We start from the raw sequence: 13,878 nt of genomic DNA on the forward strand, positions 1-13,878 counted from the left end.
CAACGTAGGGAGGCCCGGCGACCCGTGACAAGACCCCCGTCCCCAACCGTTACGGTCACCGCCGGCGCCGAGATCGGGCCGGGCGCCCCTGCATCGCAGACCCTCGACCGCGGTCTGCGTGCCCTCGAGCTGGTCGCCGCGGCCGCCGAGCCGATGACGACAGCGGACGTCGCGGTGGCCCTCGGCCTGCACCGCTCGATCACCTACCGGATGCTGCGCACCCTGGAGGACCGGCGGCTCGTCGACCGCGACGGTGGGGGCGGCTGGCTCCCCGGGGTGGGCCTGGCCGTGCTCGCGACGAACGTCGTCCCGGAGATCCGCTCCGCCGCGCAGCCGATCCTCGAGAGCCTCGCGGACGCCACCGCGATGACCTCCTTCCTCGTGATCCGTGACCACGACGAGGCCGTCACCGTGTCGGTCGTCGAGCCCCGCTCGGCCGTGGCCCACGTGACCTACCGCCCGGGCAAGCGGCACCCGGTGCATCGCGGCGCGCCGGGGATCGCCCTGCTCGCCGGGGCCGGCTCGGGGGAGCGCCCGGAGGTCGGCGCGTGCCGTCGGCGCGGGTGGGCCTACTCGGAGTCCGAGGTGCTGCCCGGCATGAAGTCGGTCGCCTCGCCCGTGGTCGACGACGACGGCGCCTGTCGGGCGGCCGTTGCCGTGGTGTTCGTCGGTGACCATGACCTCGCGGCCCTCGGCCGGCGGGTGGCCGAGGCGGCGACCGACGTGGCGAGGCGGGCCTGGTCGGCGCCTCAGGGACGCACCCGCCCGTACATCACCTCGTCCGAGTAGGAGCCGTCGGCGTTCGGGAGCCGCCCGGACAGCACGCCCTCGCGGACGAAGCCGGCACGTGAGGCGACGACGCCGGATGCGACGTTGCCGACCTTGTGGCCGAGCTCGAGGCGGGCGAGCGACGTCGTCCGGAAGGCCCACTCGGCGAGCAGCTCGAGCGCTCGGACGGTGAACCCTCGCCCCCGGAACCCCGGGAGCACCCCGTAACCGATGAGCCCCACACCGGGAGGGCCCATCCTGCTCAGGGAGATGGTGCCCGCGGGTCGGCCCGTGGCCTCGTCCACCATGACGAGCCGCGCCTGGCGACCGCCGGACCATGCCCGCCACGACGCCGCAGCCAGCAGGCGGGCCTCCCGCTCGGTCATCGGCGCGCTGCTGAAGGCCCACCTCAGGGACTCCTCGTTGTTGTGCTCCTCGAGCAGGACCGGCCAGTCCCCGGCGACCATCGGCCGAAGCGTGAGGACCCCGTCCGAGAGCCGCTCGACGGCTGGCCACGGCTCGGGCTTCGCTGCCCCCGGGCGGGATCCGGGGCCCGCGTCGCCGGCCGGCTCCGTCGAGGGTCGCACGAGGTAGGCGTCGAGGACCCACCCGCGAGCACGCTCGGCCGCGGCTCGAGCTGCCCGCAGCTCGTCGGCCACGACGCCCAGGGGTCCGCGCACGAGGGTCTGGTCGGCGGAGCCGAGGTTCGCTCCCCAGCAGACCTCCAGGTCGGGGTAGAGCTCGGCCAGCTCGAGACAGCGCAGGTGTGGGTCGCCGACGACGACCGCGTCGCCCTGCACCGGTTCGTAGTAGTCGACGAGGTGCGCCGGCGAGAGTCGGTGGACGTCGACACCGCCGCGTCCCAGGGAGGTGTGGTGCGCCGCCGCCAGGAGCTGCGCCGCGTCCAGGCCGGGCGTGATGTCGACCGGCGCGCCGAGATGCTGCGCCAGCGCACTGACGACCTCGAGGGTCGGCGCCTCGAGCGCAGGATCCCCCCAGACGAGAACACCCAGTATGTCCTCCTCCGCAGGGAGATCCCTGAGCGCCTCGAGGCAGGCAGTGACCTCACCGCTCAGGGACATCGGGTCGTATGCCGCTGAGCTCCCTTCGCTCCCAGGCAAAGTCGTCGGGCCGGTCGGCTCCAGGATTCGGGGCACACCGCGGGTCGGACGGGCCTCGGCCACCAGGGCTCGCTGGGCAGCGGTGCGCTGGGCCGCGCCTGGGCCGCGCTCGAGGACCACGAGGACGTCCACGCCGGCGAGCGCCTCGAGTGCCGCACGGGTGACGTGTGTGCTGTGGCCCAGACCGATGCCGACGACTCGAATCCGCTTGATCATCGGGCGTCTCCATTCGCTGGTCGGGGCGAGGGCGTGGGGGTGGCGCCGCTCACACTTTGGGGGAATGCTGGGGAGCACCAGTCTCGTTCGATCCGGGAGGGTTCATGAGCACCACAGCGGGCGATGATCTTCACGAGGCAAGTCGCGGCTCGTTCTCGACGAGGCGGGTCTTCATTCTCGCCGCCATCGGGTCCGCCGTCGGGCTCGGCAACATCTGGCGGTTCCCCTACGTCGCCTACGAGAACGGTGGCGGCGCCTTCATCCTGCCCTATCTCGTCGCCCTGCTCACCGCAGGCATCCCGTTCCTGTTCCTCGAGTACGCGCTCGGGCACAAGTACCGTGGCTCGGCGCCCCTGTCCTTCGCGCGCCTGTCGCGGGGCACCGAAGGGCTCGGCTGGTGGCAGGTGGGGGTCTGCTTCATGATCGCCGTCTACTACGCGGCCGTCCTCGCGTGGGCGCTCAGCTACACCGTGTTCTCCTTCAGCAAGTCGTGGGGGGACAACCCGGACGCCTTCCTGTTCGGCGAGTACCTCAAGGTCGCCGAGTCGCCGGGCATCTCCCTGGACTTCGTGCCCGGGGTCATCGTCCCGCTGCTCATCGTCTGGGGAGCCCTCATCGTCCTCATGGCCCTGGGCGTCCAGCGCGGCGTCGGGCGCACCTCGGTGATCTTCATCCCGGTGCTCGTCATCGCCTTCCTCGCCCTGGTGATCCAGGGGCTCACCCTGCCCGGCGCGGCCGCAGGTCTCGATGCCCTCTTCGCACCGAACTGGTCGGCCCTCGCGGACCCGGCCGTCTGGGCCGCCGCCTACGGCCAGATCTTCTTCTCGCTGTCCATCGGGTTCGGCATCATGATCACGTACGCGAGCTACGTGAAGCGCAACACGGACATGACCGGGTCCGCGATGGTCGTGGGCCTGTCCAACTCCGGCTTCGAGATCCTCGCCGGGATCGGCGTCTTCGCGGCACTGGGGTTCATGGCGCAGGCGTCCGGGGTCCCGGTCGGCGAGGTCGCCACGTCGGGGCTCGGCCTGGCGTTCGTCGCCTTCCCGGCCATCGTCAACGAGGCCCCGGCCGGGGCCCTGCTCGGTGTCCTCTTCTTCTTCTCGCTCGTCCTGGCCGGCTTCACCTCGCTCATCAGCGTCCTCGAGGTGGTCGTGTCCGCTGTACGGGACAAGTTCGAGATGTCGCGGATCGGGGCGACGCTGTGGGTCACCATCCCGTGCGCCGTCCTCAGCCTGCTGGGGTTCAGCACGACGAGTGGCCTCTTCGTCCTCGACATCCTCGACCACTTCATCAACCGCTTCGGCATCCTGCTGGTGGCGGTGGTGAGCATGGTCGTCCTCGCCTGGGTCGTCCGAGCGCTGCCGGGCCTGCAGAGCCACCTCAACACGGACGGGTCGGTGCCGGTCCGCTGGTGGTGGATCGCGCTCGTGGCGGTCATCAGCCCGGTCGCGCTCGGCTTCGTCCTCGTCCGCGAGTTCGTCGCCGTGGTGCAGGAGCCCTACGGCGGCGGCGACTACCCGCAGTGGATGCTCCTCGTCTTCGGCTGGGGAGCGGCCCTCGCGGTGCTCGTCGCCGGCTTCCTGCTGGCAAGGATCCCGTGGCGTCCCGACACGCCCGTGCACGGACAAGGGAGGGAGGACTCGGAATGAGCACCGGAGCGATCATCATGATGGTCATGGCCATCCTCGTGGTGTGGGGCGGCCTGGCCGTCGCCATCCACAACCTGCGGCGCGGCGACACCCAGGAGATGCTCGAGCACCGCGACCTCTAGCGACTCCAGCGACCTCCAGCGACCTGCTGGCTCAGTCCGGCTCGCCGTCGGCGAGGAGCTGGTAGAGCCGGCGTCGCGTCTCGGAGAGGATCTCGCGTGCCTCCGCCCGTTGCTGGGGCGTGCCCGTGGTGACGACCTGCCACATCGCACCCATCACCTGTCCGACCACGGGCATGAGGCCGTCGCCACCGGGGCTGGCGCTGAAGCCGTGGCTCCCGCGGTCGGTCGTGGGCTCCTCGTCCTCCGGCTCGAACGGCGCCCACGTGGCTGCCATCTCGTCGGGGTGCTCCTCGACGTAGCGCCGGCCGGCGTCGGTGAGACGCAGGAGGCGGCGGCCGTCGACCTCGCGACCCTCGACGAGGCCCTCGTCCTCGAGCTGCTGGACCGTCGGGTACACCGAGCCCGGGCTCGGCTTCCACGCCCCGCCCGTGCGGTCGGCGATCTCCTGGATCAGCTGGTAGCCGTTCATCTCGTCGCCGGCGAGGACGTCGAGGATGGCCGCTCGCACGTCGCCACGTCGCGCGCGCGGGCGTCGTGGCCGGCGTGGCGGCTGCTCCGGTCCGAAGGCCGGCCCGCCGAACTGACGGATGAGGTCATGGATCCACGGGGGCGGTCCGGGGCGTCCGCGACCCATGCCACCCCATGGCCCGCCTTCCGGGCCCCAGCCCCCGAAGCCGGTGAGCCAGTCGGGTCCTCCTGGGCCGCGGCCACCGGGTCCGTCGTGACGCCGGTGCCCGCCCGGCCCGCCGTGTCCTTCGCCGTGTCCTTCGCCGTGTGAGTTCATCTCTGCCTCCCTGTGGTGTCGCGACCCGAGCGGTCGCGATGCATCAACGATATATCGCGAATGGCTCGTTGGCCATGTTTTCACGGCTCGCCTTGCGGGTAAGACTCGGTTGATGCTTCATTGTTTGCGCCGCTGTACGTAGTTACGCTTACGGCGGGCCACCGGTGCCCTAGGGGAGGAGGACCCGAGTGCCGACCATGCAGGACGGCGCCCCCAGCACGGACGGGGGTGCGCCCCAGAACGAGAAGAGGACTGTGCGCATCCCCTGGGCCCCCTCAGCTGCACCGCGGATCAGGAAGACGCTCGTCGCCGACCTCGCGTCCCGCGAGGTCCCCGGCGACGTGGTGGAGGAAGCGGAGATCGTCGTCAGCGAGCTCGTCGCCAATGCGATCCGCCACGCCAAGCCCCTCTCCGATGGCGCGATCCGCGTCCACTGGAAGGTGAAGAACAACGTCGTGGAGGTCGAGGTCTCCGACGGCGGCGGTCCCACCGTGCCGCGACCCGCACCGCCGACGACCTGGGCCCCGGGGGGCCGGGGCCTGCGCATCGTGCGGTCCCTCGCTCACGAGTGGGGCGTTCTCGAGGAGCCCAACGGCCGCACCGTGTGGGCCTCCGTCGGCGGGCCGTCGAGGCGTCGCTCGCACTGAGCCGCCGCGCCGCCCGTATGCCGCTGGGCCGGCCCACCCTCGCCCGCCACCACCCACTAGGGTGACGTCCCATGGGTAAGGCTTCTCGACGTTCTCGCGCGGACCGCGGTGCCCGCATCTCCGGTCCGATGGCCGCACCGTTCGTGGCCCGCCCGTTCGAGGGCCTCCCGGGCGAGACCGACTGGGTGGCGATGCGAGAGATCGTTCCTGCCGCGACAGCCACGGTTCGCTTCGCGCCGGGGAAGGCCCCGGAGGGGGCTCCGGAGACGGTGACCATCGCCACGGTCCTGCCGTTGGCCTGGCCCGCGCTCCACCGCGACACCGGTGAGGTTCTCGTCGGCATCCAGTCCGGCAACGCCAGCGGCGACACGAGCCGCGACATCGCGCACGCCATCGAGCTCGCGGTGGCGGCAGCCCCGGGCAGCCCGATCACGGCCCTGCCCGTCTCCACCGTCGAGACCGACCGGCTCCAGGACCTCCTCGACCTCGACGCACCCTTCGAGATCGAGGTCCATGACGGCTTCGACTTCTGGGTCGCCGACAGTGAGCTCGACGCCGAGGGTCAGCAGTCCCTCGAGCGCGCCAACGAGTCGGCGATCCCCACGGTGAAGCTCTCGTCGGCGCCTTCGGCGTACTGGTGCCGCATCGGCGAGCGCTGCTACGTCCGCTGGGTGTTGTCCTTCGACGAGGAGACGGCGACGACCGCGCTCGCGCGCCTGCACGCGGCCGGCACCTCGACCCTGGGCGACGGGGGGCGGCTGCTCGGATGCTTCCGGTCCAGCGGGCTGCTCATCCCCGTGTGGGAGGTCGACCCGGAGGCCGAGCCCGAGAGTCATGCGGCGCCGGTCGGCGCGATGAAGGAGCGGCTCGACGCAGCGGCCGCCTCCTCGGAGCCGCTCACTGCGGCCGAGCGCGGCGCGCGGGCCGGGCTGACGAACCGCCAGGTCACCCTCCGCTGAGCGACCGGCCGATGCCCCGCTCCGCCGGCGGTGCCGTCCCCTTCGTCGTCGTCATCCCGGCCAAGGACGAGGCGGCGCGCCTTGCCGCGACGATCCGAGCCGTCCGTCGCCTCCCGGGAGTCGGCCAGATCGTCGTCGTCGACGACGGCTCCCGCGACTCGACGGCCCGGGTCGCCTCCGACGCCGGGGCGCACGTCGTGCGGCATGCCCGCAACCACGGCAAGGCCGACGCGCTGATGAGCGGCCTGGGCCGGATGGCGGGACTCCAGCGGGTCGGCCGAGTCGACCCGGGGGCGGCCGTGCTCTTCGTCGACGCCGACCTGGCCGACTCCGCGACCGAGGTTGCTGTGCTCGTCGACCCGGTCGTCAGGGGAGAGGCGGACCTCACGATCGCGACCCTGCCCCGGCAGCGGACCGCCGGTGGCGGGCGCGGCCTCGTCGTCGGACTGGCGCGGCGTGGCATCGAAGAGCTGACGGGGTGGGCTCCGGTCCAGCCGCTCTCGGGCATGCGGTGCCTGTCCCCGGCCGCGGTGGCCGCGGCGACGCCGTTCGCCCGGGGGTGGGGTGTCGAGGTGGCGATGACCATCGACGTCCTCGACGCGGGTCTCATCGTCGAGGAGGTCCCGTGCGATCTCCATCATCGGGTGACGGGCAGCGACTGGCGGGCGCAGCTGCACCGGGCGGCGCAGTACCGCGACGTCGCGCTGGCGCTCGGCGTCCGCCGCCTCGGCCGCCGCCTCCGCCCTCGCGAGAGCCCGTCGCGACACGCTCCCTGATCGAGAGAGCACCTCGCGACACCCTCGACGGACGGGGTCAGAGGTGGTGGCGGTCGCGCCGGCGCCGGACCGGCTCCTTGGCGCGCTCGATCGCCATGAACTGGGCGACCGCGGAGACCACGAGCGGAACGGTGAGGATCATGGCGACCGGCGGGATCGCCGCGCCCGAGTCGTTGGTGAGGAAACCGATCGCGGACAGGACGACGACGGCGATGAGCCCGTCGCGCAGGAGGGGTGCCTCGTCGACGAGGCGGGCGAAGGGCGCCGTGCCGAAGCGCCCCGGCTGGATGACGAGCACGAGCAGGAACGCCGACACGACGAGGACGAGGGCGAGCAGCGCCGGGTGGGCGGTCGACAGCTCGATGTTGGCGATCAGCTTGCGCGACACGACGGCGAACGCGTCGCCGTCGAGCAGGGTCTGGAAGAAGCGGCCGGGGTGGGAGCGGTACTGCTCGGGGCGGCGCCAGTCGAGGTAGCAGACCAGGGTGACGATGGCCGCGGCGGCGAGGCCGACGAGGGCCAGGCTGCGCACCGAGACGCGCATGCCGGCCACGCGCATGAGGAGCAGCCCGAGCGCCGGGACGAGGGCGATGGGGCCGCCGAAGTCCGCCCCCCACGCCGGCAGCACGTCGACCGCGAGCGCGGTGCCCCCGAGGACGAGGACGACGACGACGGCGAGCCGAGCGGCGTTGCGACGGACCAGCGCGTGGGCCATGGCCGCGCACAGGAGCAGGACGGCCGAGCCGTAGAGGGCGAACGCGACGTTGCCCATCCCGTAGAACCGACCGCCGACGAGGGGCTGGAGTCCGAAGATGGAGGCCATCTGCAGCCGGGAGCCGGTCATCAGGTCGAGGCCGATGACGCCGGCCGTGACGGTCGACATGACGGCGAGCGGGCCGAGCGCCGAGCTGCTCCACGGGCCGTTGAGGCAGAGCACGGCGATGAGGCCGCTGATGAGCAGGACGAGCGCGCTGAGCAGGGCGACGAGAACGGGCGACGGCGGTGACCAGCGCCACCAGGGGATGAGGTTCGCGAGGAAGGTGGCGGCGGGCATCCCGGCGGCCACCAGTCCCACGAGGCGCACGAGCCGCAGGATCCGTGGGCGCGAGAGGCGCGTGTGCCACGGGCGGGAGCGGCGCCAGAGGACCCAGAGGACGATGAGGGCGAGGAGAGCGACGGACAGCCATCCGACGAGGAACGGCACGACGATGCGGTGCATGGCGTCGGCCTTGACGTCGATGTCGGTGAGCCGGGTCAGCTTGCGAGCCGCCGTCGACTCGCTGTTGTTCGCCGACGGGCTGGCCGAGAGGGCCCGCCCGCCGATCGGCTCGACCGGGCGCACGCCGCCGCGCTGGAGGATCGTCGCCGTGACGTCGGAGATCTGGGCGATCCCCTCCATCCGTGTCGATGCCGAGGCGAGGATCCCGGGGGCGTAGTGCGGTCCGGTCGCGGTCAGGAGGCGGAGCCGCTCCTGCTGGTCGCGGTCGGCGAGCCCGACGACGATGAGGTCGGCGCCGCTCGGCATGGCATCCCGGACCTCGGTGATGCGGGTCTCGATCTCCGTGACCTGGGCGCGGTGCTGCGCGGCGTCGGGCCCGGTCGTGAGGATCGAGCCGGCGTCGACGATGGTGATCGGACACTGGGCCAGCTCGGAGACGAGGGTGGCCTTGGCGAACGGCGCGTACTCGTCGACCTTCCCGTCGGAGCCCGCGGCGGCGATGGCCGCGCCGGGGCCGATGGCGGCGACGCAGGAGGTGTGGGTCGCGAAGCTGTCGCCGAGCAGGCCGAGCCGGGCCCCGAAGGCCGCCTCCCGCGACGCCGCGGCGATCTGGGTGAAGCCGTCGACCGAGTAGCCCCGGTCGTCGTCACCGACGACCTGGGGCAGGTCGGTGCACGGGGGCCGGTCGCCCTCGGCCGCAGGCCCGGCCGCCTCGCCGGCGGACAGGGTGGCCCATCCGTCGCTCGGGCACGTGGTCAGGTGCAGCGTCTTGACCGACACGGACGCGGCGGCCCCGTCCCTGAGCAGTCCCCAGAGCACGGGGGTCTGCTCGGGTGAGACGTCGTCCCAGGAGAGGCCGCCCACGCCGACGACCACGAGGGACTCCCCGGGCTCGGGGTCGGCGGTGCGCGGGACCGGGACCGAGTCCCGCGTCGCATACGACCACCCGAGGGCTGCGACCAGCAGGATCAGCACGGCGACGAGCGCCTTGACGGGATGCCTGCGGATCACGGGGGACAGACTACAAAGGTGGCTCGCGGGCCATCCCACCGCCGAGACGCGCGAGGAGGCCACAGGCCGAAACGGCGACGAGCGCGCGACCTGCGGGGGCTACCCTTGCCGATCGTGGAGGAAGCGACCCTGTCGGTCGTGGCCATCGGGGCCGCGGCCGTCGCCGTGCTCGCGCTCGCCCTCGCGGTCGGTGCGCAGCTGCGGCTCGCCCGGATCCGTCGCGACTTCCGGGCGCTCGCCGGGGACGGGTCCACCGACATCGCGCGAGTCGCCGCCACGCAGAACCACCGCATCGACCGGATCGGAGCAGAGGTCACCCGGCTCCGCGAGCAGGTGCTGACCGCTGAGGACGACGTGCGCCAGAGCCTGCGCAACGTCGCCGTGGTCCGTTACGACGCCTTCGGGGACATGGGTGGACGCCTGTCCTTCTCCGCGGCCATCGTCGACGACCTCGGCGACGGGATCGTCATCTCCTCGATCCACGCCCGCAGCGAGTCCCGCACGTATGCCAAGGGCATCGTCGGCGGCGCGTCGAGCGTCACCCTCAGCCCGGAGGAGCAGCAGGCGCTGGCCGCCGCGACGAAGGGCGACCCCCGATCCGCCGTCCCATCCACGAAGAAGGACGTCTCATGACGCCACGGACCCCATCTGACCTGCACCGATTCGGCTACCTCGGTCCCCGGGGCACCTTCACGCAGATGGCCCTCGACGCGTGGGACGGCGCGAGGCACAAGGAGCAGGTGCCGTTCGGCAGCGTCGACGCGGCGCTGGAGGCGCTCCGGTCGGCGGAGATCGACGCGGCCATGGTGCCGATCGAGAACTCCGTCGAGGGCGGCGTGTCCGCGACGCTCGATGCCCTCGCGACGGGGGACCCGCTCGTCGTCATCGGCGAGGTCCTCGTTCCGGTGACCTTCGTGCTCTGCGCCCGGCCGGGTATGCCGCTGGGCTCGGTCCGCAGCGTCGGCACCCATCCGCACGCGTGGGCCCAGGTGCGCAGCTGGATGGCCACGCACCTCCCCGACGCGGTGTACGTCCCGACGCTGTCCACCGCGGCGAGCGCCGCGACCCTCGGCCGGGCCGGGGACGTCATCTTCGACGCGGGAGTGTGCGCGCCCGTCGCGGCGACCAACGAGGGGCTCGAGATCCTCGCTGAGGACATCGGCGACAACAGGGCGGCGGTGACGCGGTTCGTCCTCGTGTCGCGTCCGGGAACCCAGTCGGTGCCGACCGGAGCCGACAAGACGACCGTGGTGCTGTACCAGCGCGATGACCACGCCGGCGGTCTTCTCGAGCTCCTCGAGCAGTTCGCCGTCCGTGGGGTCAACATGACGCGCCTCGAGTCACGCCCGACCGGTGAGGCGATGGGCAGCTACTGCTTCTCGATCGACTTCGAAGGGCATGTGCAGGACGCGCGGGTCGGGGAGACCCTCATGGGCCTCAAGCGCGTGTGTGCTGACGTGCGCTTCCTCGGCTCGTACCCGCGCGCCGACGGGGTCAGGGCCGATGCGCGGCTCGGGACCGCCGACACGGACTTCGATGCTGCGAGGCTGTGGCTCGAGCAGCTGCGCAGCTGACGTCGGGACGGGTTCGGCCGGCGCCGGACGTGCGGAGGGCGCCGGGTCGTCTCGCCCGGCGCCCTCTCTCCCCTGTCTCTCCCCAAAGGTCCGCAGCGGCCCCCTGGACCGATGCGAATCCGGCTGAGACACCGGGCCCGCTGCCCCCCGCAACGCCCCCGGCTGCCCGATGTCCCGCTGCCCCCACCGGACCAGAGTCGGTGCGCGCCGGCGTGATACGTCCGATCCGAGAGAATTTTCCAGGCACCGGTCGACGTATCACTGAGGGCTGATCTCGTCTCTGCTCTGCCAAGGCCGGACAGACGGCCGGAGGCCGGAGACGAGGAGACGAGGGGGCGAGATGACGGAGTACCTGCCGGGGCGGCTGCTCGTCGCGGGCTTCCCGTGCTCGGACGAGGCGCCCTGGCTCGTCGAGCTCCGAGAGGCGCTGGGTGAGCTCGGCCTCTCCTTCCGTCTGACCGCGTCGAGCCGGAGGAGGATCAGCCGGCTGCGGGCCACCCAGGGTCCGGCCCTGGAGATCCTCGACGCCATCTGGGTGTCGACGGCGGTGCTCGAGCCCGGTGCCGAGCCAGCGGGTGCAGTGGGGACGGCGGGGGTGGTGACCGATCCGCCCCGGGCCTGGTGGGTGATCGAACGGCTGCGGAGCCGCCGGCCGGCCCTGGCCGCGCGCCTCTCGCTCGTCGAGGCGCGCAGACCGGCCACCATGGGTGCTGCGCCGCTCGGGTCCGCCCACGGTGTCGGGGTGCCCGCCTAGCGACGTGGCTGGCGCGTCCGGGGCCCGAGGTGTCATCCGGCCGGGGCGGCACCCGTCACGGCGACGGGACCGGCACTCCCCCGCGGAGCACCCGCACCGGCCGCGCGAGGGCCGAGGGATCGTGGTCGAGCCGTCCGGCCACGACGAGCGCGTCGGCGCTGACGCCGGGGCCGAGCCGTCCGGCCCGGCTGCCGACCCCGATGGCGTCGGCGGCGAGCGAGGTGCACATGGCGAGCGCATCCGCGATGGGGATCCCGACCAGCTGCACGGCTTGCGCGATGGCGAGCGGAAGCACGTCGGGTGGCTTGTTGGGTCCGATTCCGGCGTCCGTGCTGAGGATGCACCTGACGCCTGCATCCCGCAGGGCCCGGATGTGCGCGAGCAGCGCCGGGAGCCGGGCCGCGATGGCGGGCAGCAGCGGGGCGCCGGGAACGGTGCCGCCGGTGAGCGACGCGATGGTCGCTGAGCCGGCGAGGCGGCGGACGAGCTCCGGGTCGGCGGCGACCCCCCCCGCGGTGAAGAAGCTGCAGTGCTCGATCGTGTCGACGCCGGCGGTCACGGCGTCGGCGACGCCCCCGGTGCCGTGCGCGTGCGCAGCCACGGGGAGCCCCGCCGCGTGGGCCGCCTCGACGACCGCCGTCAGCGCGGCCGCCCCGAACTGCGACTCGTGCGGCGCGGACCCCGGGGTGATGGTCCCCCCGGTCGCCATCACCTTGATGACGTCGACGCCGGCCTCGTCGAGTCGCGCGACGGCCCTGACCAGGTCGGCGGCGTCCGCGCACTCGCCGCCGAGGAACCAGCAGTGCCCCCCGGGCGTCGTCAGCGCGGGCCCGGCGACCAGGATCGTCGGTCCGGCTGTCGCGCTGCGGGCCGTCTCCTCTCGCAGGTCGAGGGCGGTCCGGCCGCGGCTGCCCAGGTCCCGCACGGTGGTGACCCCTGCCGCGAGTGCCCGACGGGCGTTGCTCCGACCCTGCTCGAGCAGCTGCCGGTCGTCGTGCTCGGTGTGCCAGGCCACGGGGTCGGGTGAGCAGTCCCAGGTCAGGTGCTGGTGCGCGTCGACGAGGCCGGGGAGGATGGTGACGTCACCGAGGTCCTCGACGACGACAGCGCTCGCGTACTCCGACGGGGTGCGGACGCCGACGACGTTGGGTCCGTCGAGAACCAGGTCAGCGGCGCCGCGGAACTGCCGTCCGTCGAAGACCTGCCGGGCGCGGATCACGTGCATGGTGTCCTCCTGCCTGGGGCAGCCGTCGGTGCCGACGCCCTTCGGGAGCCAGTCTCGACCCTGATCATCGGCCGGTCATCCGTTTCGCCGAGACCGAGGGGACCCTCTCAGGTTTCTCCCAGACTGATTAGGTTAGCCTTACCTTCATGCTCGTCAGCAACGCTCTCATCGGCCTGCGCGAAGGACTCGAGGCAGCCCTCGTCGTCGTCATCCTCATCGCCTTCCTCGTCCGGACGGATCGGCGCTGGGCGCTGCCCTGGGTCTGGGCCGGGGTCGCCGTCGCCGTCACCCTGTCCGTGGCGCTCGGCGCCGCCCTCACCTTCGGCACGGGCCGGCTCAGCTTCGAGGCCCAGGAGATCGTCGGCGGTGTCGCCTCCATCGTCGCCGTCGTCTTCGTCACCGGCATGGTGTTCTGGATGCGCTCCGCAGCGCGCACCATCTCCGGGGAGCTCAAGGGCCGGCTCGACCGCGCCATCGACGTCGGTCCGCTCGCGGTCGCCCTCGTCGGGTTCCTCGGCGTCGGGCGGGAGGGCCTCGAGACGGCGATCTTCTTCTACGCGACGACCGAGGCGGCCGGTGCCGGCAACCCGCAGCCGCTCCTCGGCTGGGTCATCGGCCTGACGTCAGCCGTCGTGCTGGGCTGGCTCATCTACAAGGGAGCCGTCCGGATCAACCTCGCGACCTTCTTCCGATGGACCGGCGCCCTCCTCGTCGTCGTGGCGGCGGGCATCCTCGCCTACGGGGTCCACGACCTCCAGGAGGCAGGACTCCTTCCCGGCCTGACGACCCTCGCGTTCGACGTGAGCTCACTCATCGCTCCGGACGGCTGGCTCGGCAACCTCCTCAAGGGCATCTTCAACTTCTCGCCCGCGACCACGACGGCCCAGGCGATCGTGTGGACGCTCTACGTGGGCATCGTCCTCACGCTCTTCCTGCGCCCCCAGCGCACCTCCTCACCGGACGCGCCGGCCAACCCGGCCGCCCGCCCGAGCCAGCCGTCTCCCGCGGTCTGAGCCCAGCGGCATACGCCCGCACTTCTCCCACCTCCCC

Annotated in this window: 15 protein-coding genes; 11 read left to right on the forward strand and 4 right to left on the reverse strand. The window is 72.6% G+C overall.

Features of this window, described 5'->3' with window-relative positions; genetic code table 11:
• Window positions 1-24 precede the first annotated feature (24 nt).
• Window positions 25-789, forward strand: a complete 765-nt coding sequence (locus ABWV20_RS09100; protein WP_353354719.1) for an IclR family transcriptional regulator — start codon at window positions 25-27, stop codon at window positions 787-789.
• On the opposite strand, the gene ABWV20_RS09105 is transcribed toward ABWV20_RS09100, so the two are convergent.
• A complete protein-coding gene (locus ABWV20_RS09105) occupies window positions 750-2,105 on the reverse strand; it encodes a GNAT family N-acetyltransferase (RefSeq protein WP_353354721.1) in 1,356 nt (451 codons plus the stop codon). The two genes, ABWV20_RS09100 and ABWV20_RS09105, sit on opposite strands and share 40 nt — an antisense overlap.
• A gap of 104 nt (window positions 2,106-2,209) precedes the next feature.
• On the opposite strand from ABWV20_RS09105, the gene ABWV20_RS09110 reads away from it, so the two are divergent.
• Together ABWV20_RS09110 and ABWV20_RS09115 are read left to right on the forward strand one after the other, a co-directional pair.
• Window positions 2,210-3,757, forward strand: coding sequence for a sodium-dependent transporter (locus ABWV20_RS09110; protein ID WP_353354722.1), 1,548 nt, complete (start codon window positions 2,210-2,212; stop codon window positions 3,755-3,757).
• Window positions 3,754-3,879, forward strand: a complete 126-nt coding sequence (locus tag ABWV20_RS09115; RefSeq protein WP_353354723.1) for a methionine/alanine import family NSS transporter small subunit — start codon at window positions 3,754-3,756, stop codon at window positions 3,877-3,879. The genes ABWV20_RS09110 and ABWV20_RS09115 overlap by 4 nt, the downstream gene beginning before the upstream one ends.
• Window positions 3,880-3,910: 31 nt before the next feature.
• Here ABWV20_RS09115 and ABWV20_RS09120 read toward each other — a convergent pair whose 3' ends face one another.
• Window positions 3,911-4,387 (reverse strand): PadR family transcriptional regulator, encoded by a 477-nt coding sequence (locus ABWV20_RS09120; protein ID WP_353354724.1) that lies wholly within the window; start codon window positions 4,385-4,387, stop codon window positions 3,911-3,913.
• Between the two features lie 87 nt (window positions 4,388-4,474).
• On the opposite strand from ABWV20_RS09120, the gene ABWV20_RS09125 reads away from it, so the two are divergent.
• The 4 genes from ABWV20_RS09125 (at window position 4,475) to ABWV20_RS09140 (ending at window position 7,045) form a co-directional block, all read left to right on the forward strand.
• On the forward strand, window positions 4,475-4,657 hold the full coding sequence (locus ABWV20_RS09125; RefSeq protein ID WP_353354725.1) for a hypothetical protein: 183 nt from the start codon (window positions 4,475-4,477) through the stop codon (window positions 4,655-4,657).
• A gap of 203 nt (window positions 4,658-4,860) precedes the next feature.
• A complete protein-coding gene (locus ABWV20_RS09130) occupies window positions 4,861-5,310 on the forward strand; it encodes an ATP-binding protein (RefSeq protein ID WP_353354856.1) in 450 nt (149 codons plus the stop codon).
• Between the two features lie 128 nt (window positions 5,311-5,438).
• On the forward strand, window positions 5,439-6,269 hold the full coding sequence (locus tag ABWV20_RS09135; RefSeq protein WP_353354726.1) for a DUF5926 family protein: 831 nt from the start codon (window positions 5,439-5,441) through the stop codon (window positions 6,267-6,269).
• Between the two features lie 11 nt (window positions 6,270-6,280).
• Window positions 6,281-7,045: a glycosyltransferase family 2 protein gene (locus ABWV20_RS09140; protein WP_353354728.1), complete on the forward strand. Its 765-nt coding sequence runs from the start codon at window positions 6,281-6,283 to the stop codon at window positions 7,043-7,045.
• A gap of 37 nt (window positions 7,046-7,082) precedes the next feature.
• Here the strand turns inward: ABWV20_RS09140 and ABWV20_RS09145 are convergent, their stop codons facing one another.
• Window positions 7,083-9,275, reverse strand: a complete 2,193-nt coding sequence (locus tag ABWV20_RS09145) for a hypothetical protein (protein WP_353354729.1) — start codon at window positions 9,273-9,275, stop codon at window positions 7,083-7,085.
• Between the two features lie 114 nt (window positions 9,276-9,389).
• Here ABWV20_RS09145 and ABWV20_RS09150 point away from each other — a divergent pair, with 114 nt between their 5' ends.
• From ABWV20_RS09150 to ABWV20_RS09160, 3 genes are all read left to right on the forward strand, one after another.
• Window positions 9,390-9,908 (forward strand): DUF4446 family protein, encoded by a 519-nt coding sequence (locus tag ABWV20_RS09150; RefSeq protein ID WP_353354730.1) that lies wholly within the window; start codon window positions 9,390-9,392, stop codon window positions 9,906-9,908.
• Complete coding sequence (pheA, locus tag ABWV20_RS09155) at window positions 9,905-10,849, forward strand: prephenate dehydratase (RefSeq protein WP_353354732.1); 945 nt, start codon at window positions 9,905-9,907, stop codon at window positions 10,847-10,849. Before ABWV20_RS09150 ends, pheA begins: the two co-directional genes overlap by 4 nt.
• Before the next feature lie 340 nt (window positions 10,850-11,189).
• Window positions 11,190-11,603, forward strand: coding sequence for a hypothetical protein (locus tag ABWV20_RS09160; RefSeq protein WP_353354733.1), 414 nt, complete (start codon window positions 11,190-11,192; stop codon window positions 11,601-11,603).
• A 55-nt stretch (window positions 11,604-11,658) separates the two neighbouring features.
• Here the strand turns inward: ABWV20_RS09160 and ABWV20_RS09165 are convergent, their stop codons facing one another.
• Window positions 11,659-12,828: an amidohydrolase family protein gene (locus ABWV20_RS09165; protein ID WP_353354734.1), complete on the reverse strand. Its 1,170-nt coding sequence runs from the start codon at window positions 12,826-12,828 to the stop codon at window positions 11,659-11,661.
• Window positions 12,829-12,974: 146 nt separating this feature from the next.
• Between ABWV20_RS09165 and efeU the strand changes: the two genes are divergently transcribed.
• Window positions 12,975-13,841: an iron uptake transporter permease EfeU gene (efeU, locus tag ABWV20_RS09170; RefSeq protein WP_353354736.1), complete on the forward strand. Its 867-nt coding sequence runs from the start codon at window positions 12,975-12,977 to the stop codon at window positions 13,839-13,841.
• Window positions 13,842-13,878 lie beyond the last annotated feature (37 nt).

Source organism: Intrasporangium sp. DVR (assembly GCF_040365325.1).
Classification (GTDB): domain Bacteria; phylum Actinomycetota; class Actinomycetes; order Actinomycetales; family Dermatophilaceae; genus Intrasporangium.

Excerpts from the sequence above, each read along its gene's own strand:
- ABWV20_RS09110 (WP_353354722.1), top strand. The coding sequence starts at position 2,210 with ATGAGCACCACAGCGGGCGATGATCTTCACGAGGCAAGTCGCGGCTCG.
- ABWV20_RS09115 (WP_353354723.1), top strand. The coding sequence starts at position 3,754 with ATGAGCACCGGAGCGATCATCATGATGGTCATGGCCATCCTCGTGGTG.
- efeU (WP_353354736.1), top strand. The coding sequence starts at position 12,975 with ATGCTCGTCAGCAACGCTCTCATCGGCCTGCGCGAAGGACTCGAGGCA.
- ABWV20_RS09140 (WP_353354728.1), top strand. The coding sequence starts at position 6,281 with ATGCCCCGCTCCGCCGGCGGTGCCGTCCCCTTCGTCGTCGTCATCCCG.
- ABWV20_RS09165 (WP_353354734.1), bottom strand. The coding sequence starts at position 12,828 with ATGCACGTGATCCGCGCCCGGCAGGTCTTCGACGGACGGCAGTTCCGC.
- pheA (WP_353354732.1), top strand. The coding sequence starts at position 9,905 with ATGACGCCACGGACCCCATCTGACCTGCACCGATTCGGCTACCTCGGT.
- ABWV20_RS09105 (WP_353354721.1), bottom strand. The coding sequence starts at position 2,105 with ATGATCAAGCGGATTCGAGTCGTCGGCATCGGTCTGGGCCACAGCACA.
- ABWV20_RS09125 (WP_353354725.1), top strand. The coding sequence starts at position 4,475 with ATGGATCCACGGGGGCGGTCCGGGGCGTCCGCGACCCATGCCACCCCA.
- ABWV20_RS09135 (WP_353354726.1), top strand. The coding sequence starts at position 5,439 with ATGGCCGCACCGTTCGTGGCCCGCCCGTTCGAGGGCCTCCCGGGCGAG.
- ABWV20_RS09160 (WP_353354733.1), top strand. The coding sequence starts at position 11,190 with ATGACGGAGTACCTGCCGGGGCGGCTGCTCGTCGCGGGCTTCCCGTGC.
- ABWV20_RS09130 (WP_353354856.1), top strand. The coding sequence starts at position 4,861 with ATGCAGGACGGCGCCCCCAGCACGGACGGGGGTGCGCCCCAGAACGAG.